Origin of the sequence: Dyella nitratireducens, from assembly GCF_014642835.1 — a bacterium.
GTDB classification, from domain to species: domain Bacteria; phylum Pseudomonadota; class Gammaproteobacteria; order Xanthomonadales; family Rhodanobacteraceae; genus Dyella_B; species Dyella_B nitratireducens.
Map to the genome: position 1 here is coordinate 174,486 of NZ_BMJA01000004.1, position 12,359 is coordinate 186,844.

General features: G+C 59.1%; 13 protein-coding genes. 10 read left to right on the forward strand and 3 right to left on the reverse strand.

All coding sequences use genetic code 11. The annotated features are described in order from the left end of the window. Positions 1-35: 35 nt before the first annotated feature. From IEX75_RS19590 to IEX75_RS19615, 6 genes are all read left to right on the forward strand, one after another. Positions 36-1,328 carry an adenylosuccinate synthase gene (locus IEX75_RS19590; RefSeq protein WP_188796918.1) on the forward strand — a complete coding sequence of 431 codons (1,293 nt, stop codon included), beginning with the start codon at positions 36-38 and terminating at the stop codon, positions 1,326-1,328. 178 nt (positions 1,329-1,506) lie between these two features. Further along, positions 1,507-2,589 carry an AAA family ATPase gene (locus tag IEX75_RS19595; RefSeq protein WP_188796919.1) on the forward strand — a complete coding sequence of 361 codons (1,083 nt, stop codon included), beginning with the start codon at positions 1,507-1,509 and terminating at the stop codon, positions 2,587-2,589. 10 nt (positions 2,590-2,599) lie between these two features. Next, the gene (locus IEX75_RS19600) at positions 2,600-3,262 is read left to right on the forward strand and encodes a DUF4276 family protein (protein ID WP_229720977.1); all 663 of its coding nucleotides are present in this window, start codon (positions 2,600-2,602) and stop codon (positions 3,260-3,262) included. An 86-nt stretch (positions 3,263-3,348) separates the two neighbouring features. Continuing rightward, positions 3,349-3,588 carry a helix-turn-helix domain-containing protein gene (locus tag IEX75_RS19605; protein WP_188796921.1) on the forward strand — a complete coding sequence of 80 codons (240 nt, stop codon included), beginning with the start codon at positions 3,349-3,351 and terminating at the stop codon, positions 3,586-3,588. Continuing rightward, positions 3,572-3,811 carry a type I restriction-modification enzyme R subunit C-terminal domain-containing protein gene (locus tag IEX75_RS19610; protein ID WP_188796922.1) on the forward strand — a complete coding sequence of 80 codons (240 nt, stop codon included), beginning with the start codon at positions 3,572-3,574 and terminating at the stop codon, positions 3,809-3,811. The genes IEX75_RS19605 and IEX75_RS19610 overlap by 17 nt, the downstream gene beginning before the upstream one ends. Positions 3,812-3,831: 20 nt before the next feature. Next, positions 3,832-4,788, forward strand: coding sequence for a hypothetical protein (locus IEX75_RS19615; protein WP_188796923.1), 957 nt, complete (start codon positions 3,832-3,834; stop codon positions 4,786-4,788). A gap of 24 nt (positions 4,789-4,812) precedes the next feature. Here the strand turns inward: IEX75_RS19615 and IEX75_RS19620 are convergent, their stop codons facing one another. Further along, positions 4,813-5,589 (reverse strand): NAD(P)H-dependent oxidoreductase, encoded by a 777-nt coding sequence (locus IEX75_RS19620; protein ID WP_188796925.1) that lies wholly within the window; start codon positions 5,587-5,589, stop codon positions 4,813-4,815. A gap of 86 nt (positions 5,590-5,675) precedes the next feature. Here IEX75_RS19620 and IEX75_RS19625 point away from each other — a divergent pair, with 86 nt between their 5' ends. Beyond that, positions 5,676-6,569 (forward strand): LysR family transcriptional regulator, encoded by an 894-nt coding sequence (locus tag IEX75_RS19625; RefSeq protein WP_188796927.1) that lies wholly within the window; start codon positions 5,676-5,678, stop codon positions 6,567-6,569. Positions 6,570-6,608: 39 nt separating this feature from the next. Here the strand turns inward: IEX75_RS19625 and IEX75_RS19630 are convergent, their stop codons facing one another. Beyond that, the gene (locus IEX75_RS19630) at positions 6,609-7,514 is read right to left on the reverse strand and encodes a LysR family transcriptional regulator (RefSeq protein WP_188796929.1); all 906 of its coding nucleotides are present in this window, start codon (positions 7,512-7,514) and stop codon (positions 6,609-6,611) included. Between the two features lie 68 nt (positions 7,515-7,582). Here IEX75_RS19630 and IEX75_RS19635 point away from each other — a divergent pair, with 68 nt between their 5' ends. Next, positions 7,583-8,494, forward strand: coding sequence for an NmrA family NAD(P)-binding protein (locus tag IEX75_RS19635; protein ID WP_229720978.1), 912 nt, complete (start codon positions 7,583-7,585; stop codon positions 8,492-8,494). Between the two features lie 175 nt (positions 8,495-8,669). On the opposite strand, the gene IEX75_RS19640 is transcribed toward IEX75_RS19635, so the two are convergent. Continuing rightward, positions 8,670-9,608 (reverse strand): sensor domain-containing diguanylate cyclase, encoded by a 939-nt coding sequence (locus IEX75_RS19640; protein ID WP_188796931.1) that lies wholly within the window; start codon positions 9,606-9,608, stop codon positions 8,670-8,672. A 312-nt stretch (positions 9,609-9,920) separates the two neighbouring features. Here IEX75_RS19640 and IEX75_RS19645 point away from each other — a divergent pair, with 312 nt between their 5' ends. Both IEX75_RS19645 and IEX75_RS19650 read left to right on the forward strand, forming a co-directional pair. Next, entirely contained in the window at positions 9,921-11,420 is a 1,500-nt protein-coding gene (locus tag IEX75_RS19645) for a GGDEF domain-containing protein (protein WP_188796933.1), read from the forward strand. A 172-nt stretch (positions 11,421-11,592) separates the two neighbouring features. Continuing rightward, complete coding sequence (locus IEX75_RS19650; protein ID WP_188796936.1) at positions 11,593-12,180, forward strand: LemA family protein; 588 nt, start codon at positions 11,593-11,595, stop codon at positions 12,178-12,180. Positions 12,181-12,359: the final 179 nt, after the last annotated feature.

Sequence of the window (12,359 nt, forward strand, 5' to 3'; positions counted from 1 at the left end):
CCGCCGATCGGAACGTCTTTAGAGCGAGACACATCATGGGCAAGTCAGTCGTAATTCTTGGCGCACAGTGGGGCGACGAAGGCAAAGGCAAGATCGTTGACCTGTTGACCGAGCGCGTGGGTGCGGTAGCGCGCTTCCAGGGCGGCCATAACGCCGGCCATACCCTTGTCATCAAGGGCAAGAAGACCGTGCTGCACCTGATTCCCTCCGGCATCCTGCGCGACGACGCGCTGTGCCTGATCGGCAACGGCGTGGTGCTGTCGCCGGCCGCGCTCAAGCAGGAAATCGAAGAGCTGGAAGCACAAGGTGTCAACGTGCGTCCGCGCCTGAAGATCAGTCCGGCCACGCCGCTGATCATGCCGTACCACATCGCCGTCGATAAGGCGCGCGAAGTCGCTGCTGGCGGCAAGGCCATCGGCACCACCGGCCGCGGCATCGGTCCCGCTTATGAAGACAAGGTGGCCCGCCGCAGCGTGCGCGTGGCCGACCTGATGTATCCGCATGAGCTGCCCGACCTCATCAAGTGCGCGGTCGAGTACCACAACTTCATCCTCACCCAGTGGCTGAAGGCCGAGCCGGTGGAGTACCAGAAGGTGCTGGACGATGCGATCGCCTATGGCGAATTCATCCGCCCGATGGTCGACGACGTCGCCACCATCCTGCACGACGTGCGCAAGGAAGGCGGCAACATCTTGTATGAAGGTGCGCAAGGCGCACTGCTCGACATCGATCACGGTACCTATCCCTACGTCACCAGCAGCAACACCACCGTGGGTGGTGCATTGGCCGGCACGGGCGTGGGTGCGGGCGACATCGACTACGTGCTCGGTATCTGCAAGGCCTACGCCACGCGCGTCGGCGGCGGTCCGTTCCCGACCGAACTCAACGACGAGATGGGCGAGCGCCTGCGCAAGGTCGGCAACGAATTCGGCGCCAGCACCGGCCGCCCGCGCCGCTGCGGCTGGATCGACCTGGTCGCATTGAAGCGTGCGGTGCAGATCAACGGCATCAACGGCCTGGCCATCACCAAGCTCGATGTGCTCGATGGCCTGGAAACCATCAAGGTCTGCATCGCCTACGAATACCGCGGCAAGCGCCGTGAACTCGCCCCGCTCGATGCCGACGGCTGGGCCGAGTGCAAACCGGTGTATCTGGAGTTCCCGGGTTGGAGCGAATCCACGGCGGGCATCCGCGACTGGAACAAGCTGCCGCCAGCTGCACGTGCTTATCTGCGTGCGGTGGAGGAACTCTCCGGTTGCCGCCTGGCGATCGTGGCCACGGGCGCGGATCGCGAAGACACGATCGTGCTTGACGATCCGTTTGCGTGATGCGTGTTGGCGATTTCAGGGACTTTGCTTCCATCTGACATCAAGGCATCCTTGAGCGACCTGCAGGGATGCGGGTCGCTGGCCGCCGGTATCAATGCCAGTCGACTTCCGCGGATCGATACGCTCGTATTGCAAGGACGCTTTGTGAAACCTCCAAACCTGAAGAGGCAATGGTCGTATGCCCAAGGTCGGCTCGCTCTCCATCGCCGGATACAAATCCATTCGACGGCTCGAGGATTTCAAGCTAAGCAATTTGAACGTCCTGATTGGTGCGAACGGAGCAGGCAAGAGTAATTTCATTAGCCTTTTTCGCTTGCTCAATGAGATGTATGAGCAGAACCTTCAGGTATACGTGCAGCAGCGAGAGGGCGGGCCAGACGCAGTGCTGCATTTCGGTCGCAAGATAACCGAGCGTCTTCACGCCGAATTCTATTTCGGCCACAACGGTTACAAATTCGACTTGGTGCCGACCAGCGACAATCGCCTCATATTTGAGAGGGAAATCAGCTGGTTCAGTGGTGACTACAAGCCAAGCCATGATGAGCTGCTCGGACAAGGTCATGAGGAGGCCAGGATCCGCACGGCGAAGGACAGAATCTCCAGTTACGTGCGCCCGGCCTTGCAGAGCTGGCGCATTTATCACTTTCACGACACAAGTAATACCGCCAAGGTTAAGCAGCGCCACGCCGCTAACGATAATTTGCGGCTCAAGGCGGATGCCGCCAACCTGGCTGCCTATTTGCGCATGCTTCGCAGCGAACACGAAGAGTCCTATCACCGCATCGTCGAAACCATTCAATTGGTAGCTCCCTTCTTTGGAGATTTCATAGAGCGTCCTGGCAATCCCGAAACGATCGAGCTCGAGTGGACGCAAAAGGGCTATCCCGATACGCCCTTTAAAGCGCACATGTTGTCCGACGGTACTCTGCGCTTTATCTGTCTGGCGACGCTACTGCTCCAACCCTCCGGGCTGCTGCCCGATACGGTACTCATCGACGAGCCCGAGCTGGGCCTGCACCCCTACGCTATTTCGGTGCTTGCCGACATCTTCAAACAGGTGTCCGAACGAAAGCAGCTGATCGTCTCTACGCAGTCCGTCGAGCTGGTGAATGAGCTCTCCCCGGAAGACGTCATCGTAGTTGACCAGCAATCTGGTTATTCAACATTCCAACGCTTCACCGAAGAGCAGTTGGAAGGTTGGCTCACCGAGTACAGCATGGGAGAGCTATGGAAGCGCAACGTGCTGGGTGGGAGACCATGAGATGGTAGACGTGATCGTCTTCGCCGAAGGTCAATCAGAAGAACAGTTCATCAAACAGGTCGTAGCGCCTTCGCTGCACCATCAACAGATCTACTTGAAGGCGCAAACGCTGAAAACCTCGCAACAGGGCACCGGCGGCGCCGTTACCTTTGGACGCTTGATGTTTTATGCGCGCAACGCATTGCGCCAATATCCCAACGCGATACTCACCACTTTTTTGGATCTATACGGCCTCGATACCGATTTTCCTGAATTTCATGAGGCTAAAAAGCAAGCTGAAGTAGCCGGCAGGGTGGCGAAATTGGAGGCGGCGCTTCACCGTGAAGTAGTTACTCAAGTTGGATGCAGGGCCGAACGCTTCATTCCTCACATTCAGCCTTATGAGTTCGAGGGGTTGTTGTTTTCCGATGTGACTGCGCTCAGTACGATCGAGCCGCGGTGGAAACGTTATTTGAACCAGCTACGCGTGATCAGGGATGCGTTTCCGACGCCGGAACACATCAACGACAGTTTCGAGACGAAGCCTTCCCGTCGACTTGAAGCCTTGCTTGAACCTCAATATAGAAAGACCCGCCACGGTCCGTTGGTGGCGGGTCGGGTGACGTTGGCGACGATGGAATCCGAGTGTCTGCACTTTCGTGGTTGGATAGAAAAGCTCCGAGCATTGGTTTGAGGCTGGCCGCGAATCAACCTGCAGGTTGATTTTGCTGAATTCAACCTGTAGGTTGATTTGGCCGCTATCAACCTAAGGCTGAATCCATGGATGCCATCCGTACTCCCGATCAGCTTGGCACCTTGCTGCGTGCCGCGCGCATCAAACAGGGCCTGACCCAGGCCTACGTCGCCAGCCAGCTTGGCGTTACCACGCAAGCGGTTTCAAAACTCGAAACCCACGCCACTCGCGCATCGTTCGATCGCATTCACCGGCTATGCCTGTTGCTGGGGCTGGATATTGTGCTGCAACCCGTTGGAGCGATCCGCTGTGCAAGAGTCGCTTGAGCAGTTTTTGCACGGACGTACGCTTTCGGGCAACCAGTACGAGTTCATCAACATGCTGATCGATCACTTGACCGAACACGGCGCTATGGACGCGGGGCGGTTATACGAATCGCCCTTCAGCGATGTAGCGCCAGTTGGTCCGGAGGCATTGTTCGGCAAAGCGGATGCCGACGTGCTGGTGCGGGTGATCGAACAGACATCGAACGCGGCGAACGCCGCATAGCGTCGCGTTTAGGAGGAAGCATGCTGCACGCGGTCAGGCAGTTTTTGACGGGCTCCGAGCCGATGGAATTCGAAAGCGACTACGGTTTGGATGAGTCGGTGCTGCGATTGCGGGACGCGACGCGGCGCTGGGCGCTGTTTTCATCGACAGAGGTTGCCGCAGGCACGGTGACAGCATCGCGTGTGTCTTTGCAGCGTGTGATTCCCATGGTCGGCAACTCGTTCAAGCCTTTTTTCGTTGGGAAGTTCGAACGGCGAGCCGACAAGGTGGTGCTGATCGGGCGGTTCACCATGCACATCTTCGTCAAGGTATTTATGGGCGTCTGGATGGCTTTCGTCGCATTCATAACGCTGGTCGGGGGCGTGGCGGCCACGCAATCGCATCGCGCGGTGCCGATGCCTTTCGTCGGCCTGGGCATGTTGCTGTTCGCGGTGTTGCTGATTTGCTTCGGCGCGTGGTTGTCGCGTAACGACCCGGTGTGGTTGTCACAGGTCATCAGTCGTGCGTTGAGCTCTCCGGGCGCGGTATCCGATGCGATGGCGTCATCGCCCGCGAGAAGCCAAGTTCGTTCGACAGGATGGGCTCGTTTTACGACCAAGGCAGCGGCAGCGCTGACCCTGCTTGGCGTAATGGTGAGTATTTCCGCCATCACTGGGGTCCAGTCCTATCGGGCGGGCCCGGGCGGTTCTGTCATAACGCATTATCCTGACGTGACGTCTCGCTACTTGTCGGGAATGTTCGGCATGGCAATGCTGGGGCTGGCCTATGGCATCTATCGTCGACGCGTGCTGGCGTGGCGGCTTGTGTTCGTGATCATAGGTGGAGCCTGGGTATCGCAACTGGCTATGTTTTTCGTAGGCGGTATACCGCCTGCGCCGACGTTCGCGCTTGTACTGTTCGGCGCGGTTTCGGCCCTCGTGATGATCGTCTGGGGGCGATGGTGGTACGCGCAACGCGTGCATTTCCGGGAGGAATGAACGCGTTGTGCGGGGATGGATGATTCAGGCCACATGCGCGGCGAAGCCGGAGAGCGCCGGCGCAATATCGTCCTTTAACGTGAGAGCGGGAATGCTGTAAGCGCCTGCGTTTTGTGGCCGAAACGCGATCGGCGAGGTGGTGAATAGATCGTCCAGCCGTTGGCCGAGCTCTTCCGTGATCTGTGCATAGCGTGCCATGTCGATACGGCCGATTCGATAGATCACGTACGGCGGCAAAACGTCGAAGCCCGGGTAATACAGGATGCCGTGCTGGATGGGGAACAGAATGTCATCGATGGGGCCATTGATGCCGCGCGGGCTGTAATGCGATTCCCAGCCGCCGGTTGTGACGATCAGCATGGCGCGCTTGCCGGCCATCGAGCCTTGCCCGTAGCGATCGCCCCAATGCTTGTCGGAATGCTCACCGACACCGTAGGCAAAGCCATAGGCATACACGCGCTCCACCCAGCCTTTCATGATCGCCGGCACCGAGAACCACCACAGCGGAAATTGCAGGATCACGGTATCGGCCCAGCGCAGCTTTTCCTGCTCGCGCGCAATGTCTTCGCTCTGCCGGCCGTTTTGGTAGGCGCGCTTGGAATCGAGGGAAGGTTCGAAGCGATCACCGGCTTTGCCGTCCAGGCTGTCGTTTTCGTCCAGCGCCGCTTTCCAGTTCATGGCATACAAATCGGATACCTGTACCGCGTGTCCGGCCGCCTGCAGTCGCTTTACGGCGAAGTCCTTGAGTGCGCCGTTCAGCGATTTGGGCTCGGGATGGGCGTAGACGATCAGTACATTCATGGCGGGACCTTTGTGCTTGGAATAGCCGCAGAATAGAAATCGATCAGGTATATTGGAAATTAATTTCTGATATTCCTGGTATTGCTATGCGTAATCTCAGGCGCCTGGATCTCAACCTGCTGGTCACCCTGGATGCATTGCTTTCCGAACGCAATGTGACCCGCGCGGCGCAACGGCTGAACTTCTCGCAGCCCGCCGTGAGTGTCCAACTTGCCAAGCTGCGGGATTTCTTTGGTGATCCGCTGCTGCTGCCAGGGCCGCGCGGCATGCGGCCGACGGCGCGCGCGGAAGCATTGCGCGAACCGCTGCGGCAAGCGCTGGAAGCACTCGACAGCACCGTTTCGCCGGCCAAGCCTTTTAATCCGGCCGAGGCCACGAATACATGGCGCATTGCTGCGTCCGATTACGGTGAATCCACCATCGTGCTGCCTGCCTTGAACCGCTTACGCGTGGCGGCGCCGGCCACTCAGCTAGCCGTGGTTGAAATGGTGCCGGCGCGCATCGCCAGGCAGGCGGAGCAGGGCGAGATCGATCTGGCCTTCCATACGACCGAGGGGTCGCCGCCCAGCTTGCGTCGACGCACGCTGTTCAAGGAGCGATACGTGCTCGTGGGGCGTGCCGATCATCCGCGTTTGAAGCGGCGGCCCACACTAAAGCAGTTCGGCCAGCTTGAACACGTCATGGTCTCGCCGGACGGCGGCGGCTTTTTCGGCGTAACGGATGATGCACTGGCGAAAGTGGGTGTGGTGCGCAAGGTCGTGCTTTCTGTGCCGCATTTCCTGTTCGTACGTGCGGCGCTGGCGAATACCAATCTGGTGGCCATGTTGCCCGAGCGCCTGATTCGCGATAACCGTGATCTGAAGGTGGTGGAGGCACCGGTCGACGTGCCAGGCTACGAGATGTCCATGCTTTGGCATGAGCGCTCGCATCGCGATCCGGCGCATCAATGGTTGAGGGAATGTATTGCGGCGTCGATCTGATGAGGGCGTTGTCCGCCAGCATTACTCATTGTTGCGCCTTCAAGCTTGCAGCGACATCACAAAATCCAGAAAGACGCGCGTCTTCGCCGGTACGTAATGCCGTGATGGATAGAGCGCATAGAGCGGAAACCGTTCGTCCGGCCAATCGGGAAAGAGATCGATCAGCTTGCCGCTAGCCAGCAGTGGCTCCACGCCAAAGGCCATCACTTGCGCGATGCCGTATCCCGCGACGCATACGCTGTGCATGGTGCCGACATCATTGACGGTAAGCGCGCCGCGCGTCGCGACAGGAAGTATCTTGCGACCGCGATGAAACTCCCACTCGAACAGACGACCCGTTTCCGGGTCGCGGTACTGAATGCAAGTATGGCCGTCTTTGGCGAGATCGGCAGGCGCGGGAGGGCGACCGTGATGCTTGAGATAAGCAGGCGAGGCGACGGTGAGGATGCGGGTTTCCAGCAGCTTGCGTGCGATCAGGCTGGATGGTTGCGGCTCGCCGAAACGCACGGCCAGATCGAAGCCATCGGCCACCATGTCTCCCAGCCGGTCGCGAGTGACCAGCTCCAATTCCAAATCGGGGTGTTTTTGCAGAAAGGCGCCAAGCTTCGGGCCGAGCGTCATGCGTGAAAAGAATGGATCCATGTTCACGCGCAGGCGTCCGCGTACGGCGGTGCGCCCTTGCCTTGCCATGCTCGCGGCTTCTTCCAGGCCGCTGAGCAAAGGCATCACCTGCGCATAAAAACGGTGGCCTTCATCGGTGAGGCTGACCGAGCGCGTGGTGCGGTCGAACAGGCGTATGCCGAGGCGGGCTTCCAACCGCGCGATGGCGCGGCTGACACCGGGCTGGGACATGTCCAGCGCTTCGCCCGCGCCAGCGAAACTGCCGGTATCAACGACGGCGCACAGCACGCCCATGCCATTCAACAGACGTTCGTCAAAAGCCATGATCATGCCTTTTTGTCATGAATGCCATGACATTCATGTTATCGCGAAATGAAAGGCCGATACGGAAAATGCCAACCATCGCGATGGTTGATCGCTGGTCGAATGAGGCTGCGAAGATGTTTGCTGTCATGGGTGTCACGGGACAGGTTGGGCGTCAGGTGGCGCAGAACCTGTTGAACGCCGATCAAGCGGTGCGGGTGTTGGTGCGTGATGCCGCGAAAGCGGCGGACTGGTCTGCGGCGGGATGCGAGGTGGCGCAGGTGTCCGTGCAGGATGCTGCCAGCCTGGCCAAGGCCATGGCCGGTGTCGATGGCGTCTTTCTGATGATTCCGCCGGACTACGACCCAGCGCCTGGTTTTCCCGAAATACGTTCGATCATCGATAGCGTCACGGCTGCGGTCGAAAGCGCCAAGCCTGGACGGCTGGTGTTCCTGTCCACGGTCGGTGCGCACGTCGAGCAATTCTCGCTGCTCAACAATGCTCGAATGATTGAAGCCGCGATGCGCCGTCTGAGCGTTCCCGCAGGTTTCCTGCGAGCTGCCTGGTTCATGGAGAACGCGAAGTGGGACCTGGAGACTGCCAGCAAGGGAATGATTCCCAGTTTCCTGCAACCGCTGGATCACCCGATTCCGATGGTGGCCACCGCCGATATCGGCCTTGCTGTTGCGCAGATGCTGATGGAAGACTGGCAAGGCACGCGCGTGGTCGAGCTGGAAGGGCCGCGCCGTTACAGCGCCAACGACATCGCGGAAGGATATGCCGCGACGTTAGGTTGTACGGTTCGTACGGAAATCGTGCCGCGAGATACCTGGGACGGCCTGTTTCGCAGTCAAGGCATGCGTCATCCAGAACCGCGCATGCACATGCTGGATGGTTTCAACGAAGGCTGGATTGATTTTGAGCACGACGTTTCGCAGCGCCGTTTCGGCACCACTTCGTTGGAGCAGGTGTTGCTGTCGTTGACGAGCCGACCACAGTAGGGGCGTATCCTCTCCTTTGTCTTGGTTGGTGATAACGATGCATGTCATGGCGACTTCGAACGCCTGCACGGCACTGATCGTCGGCGGTCTGCGCTATCTCAACTATCGAGGGCAGACGGTGGCGTGGTGAAGGCCGCTATTGCTTGGCTCATCGCTGTAGCGATGAGCCGGCACATCACTCATTGACGATGGTATTGCGCCCGCGCTGCTTCGCCTCATACAGGCGACGGTCCGTCAGTTTGATAAACGTTTGTGCTTCGTCGCTGCATTCGGGAATCATCGTGCTCAGGCCGATGCTGGCAGTTACGTACTTGCCGATCGCAGAGCCTTCATGCGGGATGTGTTCGCCGGCAATCAAGTCACGGCAGCGGGACGCGATCCTGTAGGCTTCGCTTTCATGGGTATCGGGAAGCACCGCCACGAACTCCTCGCCGCCGAAGCGAGCGACGAAATCGCGCGGGCGGTCGGCCGCCAGGGTGATCAGTTTGGCGACACGCTTCAAGCATTGGTCGCCATCCAGGTGTCCGTAGCGATCGTTGTACTGTTTGAAGAAGTCGATATCCAGCAGCAGCACTGACAAAGGTTGCTTGTTGCGGCAGGCGTTGGTCCATTCGGTTTCCATCACCACATCGAAGCGGCGGCGGTTGGCAACGCCGGTCAAGCCGTCTTTGAAGGACAGCTCTTCCAGTTCCCGGCGCAAAGCGGCAAGTTGTTCCTCGGTGCGTTTGCGTTCGCTGATGTCGAACATGAAACCAACCAGCGAGTCGACCGTGCCATCATCGCGCCGCACCACATGCACCACGTCGCGGATCCACACGTAGTCACCGTTCTTCTTCAGTGCGCGGTAGTCCGCTTCATGGTCCACGCCAGCCTTGGACTGGGCGATACAGAAATTCACCGCCCAGTCGCGATCTTCCACGTGGATGCGTTCGGCCCAGTCCTGCGCGGATACCCAGCTATCGGGTTCCCAGCCCAGCAGCGCTTCGATTTGAGGACCGATGTAGGTGAACTGCATCGTTTCCCAGTCGATTCTCCACGGAATCGCACGTGTCGATTCCAGCAGCGTTTTATAGGTGGCGTTGTCGAATTCCATTCGGCTTTCAATGGTGCTCATGGCTTTCGCTCCATGGATGAATCGGTCAGGTAAGGCTGGGTATCTGCTGCGATGCGGTGGAAGAGAACGCGTCCTCGTCTGGGAATCCCCCTTGGTTCCCTGTTGGGTCTGGCGCGGCAGGCAGCGATATGCCCGTCCGGACTTAGCCGCCCGCCAAAGCCCGGATACTATGCAACGGTTATGCCGCCACAAGTACAAGGCGCGTAACTTGCTTGAGGTATCCATGGTGCGTGGGAGCCATGGAGGGACGTGACGCATTTGGTCCATGGATGCCCTCTCGCTGCTCTTGCCGTGTGTTTCTGGGGAAATCGTTTGTTTGCTATCTGGCTAGTCGTCCTGCTGCTGATCGCCCATTTAGGCCTGGCGAAGTGGAGCGGCCATGCCGAGGACACGCTGCCCCAGTTGGCCATGCTCGCGGTGATGGTCATGGCGGTATGGGCGGCCTTCATGCGGTACCGGCGCAGCCCGGCGCTGCTGCGTCTGCCGTGGCTGCTGATGAGCCTGGCGCTGGCGATGCAGGTGTTTTGGGTGGGCACCAACGTGCTCGCCGCGACACTGGGAGACAAAAGCGGTTATCTCGCGGCGCTCGCTACCGTTCTTTCCAGCCTTTACGTGATCCCATGCATGTTCATGGTTACGCGCTCCTTCGCTGCGGACGAAGCGCGCACCATGGCAGTGCTGGATCTGGTTCTGTCCTGCATGGTGGCGGTACAGCTGTATCTGTTTTTCACCAAGTTGCTGAGCGGACCGCTGGCCTCGGACCCCGCAAGTATCTACGTGGTGATCTATCTGGCCGATGCGATCGATTTTTCGCTGTCCGCGATGGCAATCCTGCGACTGCTTGGTGCGCGCAGTTTTCGGTGGCGCTATTTCTATTACGCGGCCAGCGTGCACCTGCTGGTCAATGCCACGGTTGCGGCCATCTACAACCGCATTGAGATGCATGGCCTGCCGTGGTGGGCGGGTTCATTGATCGACATTCCCCATGCGCTGGTGGTGCTGGTGGCGGTGCGGCAGCCGCCGCGCTGGTTGCGCGCATACCATCCCTCGTTGGCGGTGTCGCAAACCATTACCTCGTTCGCGCCGATCATCATGACGATGGTGGTGGTGATGCTCAGTATCAGCACATCGCGCGTCAGTCTTGCTCCCAGCCTGCTGGCTGGATCTGCTGCGGTGCTGTTCTATGGCTTGCGCATGGCATTCATTCAAAGCCGTCACTTGGACCGGCAGCGCGCCGTCGATTTGAGCACGTGGCGGCTGGAGCAACAGGTGGGGCGTGATCCGCTCACCGGCATCGCCAATCGCGCCATGCTCGATACGCGTTTGCGCGAAGTGCTGGAAGAGGGGCGCAGAACGGCAAGTTACTGCTCGGTGCTGATGATCGACATCGATTTCTTCAAGCAATACAACGACAGCCTCGGCCATATCGCCGGCGATGCTTGCCTGGTCCAGGTGGCTTGCGCGCTGAGCAGCAGCCGGGTGCGTGCCAATGATGTGGTGGCTCGCTATGGTGGTGAGGAATTTGCCGTGGTACTCGCGGACACCACGGCAGAAGCGGCACAGGATGTGGCATGCCGGTTGATCGAGGCCATCGGGCGATTGCAGATCGTGCATCCGAATTGTCCATCGGGATACATCACCGTGAGCATCGGTATTGCTACCCAGGCAGCGCAGACACCGGTGGATTCAGTAGCCATACTGGATGAAGCTGATCGCGCGCTTTATCGCGCCAAGAGCCAGGGCCGCAATCGCTACGAGCTGGCGCTTCATGTCATGCCCGATGGATTGGATAGCGTACACATGAACGGTTAGTTTGCTGCTGTAACACTACGATCATTCGAGAGGGCGTGGCGGGCTCGTCCGGTGCCGGGGCGCCGGCAAAACGCGGGTCATTTGGCTGTTTTTCCCGGCACATTCTCCCCAGCGGACCCTATGCTATGCTCGTTTCCATGGCGTAGGGCGGCGCTGCTAAGGGGGAATATCCATGGGTCTGTTCGTCTTTTTGGCGCTTATCGTGCTGGTCGTCGTTTATGTCGTGGCGCTCTACAACGGGCTGGTTACGGCGCGAAACAGCTATAAAAACGCGTTTGCGCAAATCGATGTGCAACTGACGCGTCGGCACGATCTCATTCCCAACCTGGTTGAAACCGCCAAGGCTTATCTCGCACACGAACACAGCACACTGGAGGCAGTGATCCAGGCGCGCAACACTGCCGTCAAAGGCTTGGCCGATGCGAAAGAAAAGCCCGGCGATTCCGCTGCAATGGCACAGCTCGCCGCCAGCGAAAACGGGTTGAATCAAAGTTTGGGGCGATTGTTTGCAGTCAGCGAGGCTTATCCGGATCTGAAAGCCAACGAGACCATGGCGCAGCTTTCCGAGGAGCTGACTTCCACGGAGAATCGCGTGGCTTTCGCTAGGCAGGCTTACAACGACTCGGTGATGACGTACAACAACCGTTGCGAAATGTTCCCGAGTTCGTTCATCGCCAACAGCTTCAGTTTCACGCAAGCCCATCCTCTGCATATCGAAGACGCTGCCGTGCGCGAAGCGCCCAAAGTTTCTTTCGCCTGATCGGTCGGCGTTTTCAATAAGACATATAGCGTTCAATAAGAGCCTGTTTAATGTCTCCGCGCAGTCCGCCTCGCCCCTGAGTAGCCGTCATGCGGCCGCGCGCGGCTTGACCAGACAGCCAGTCTGGCGCTGCGCCACGCACGACCACCTGACGGCTGCTCAGAAACGATGCGAACCAC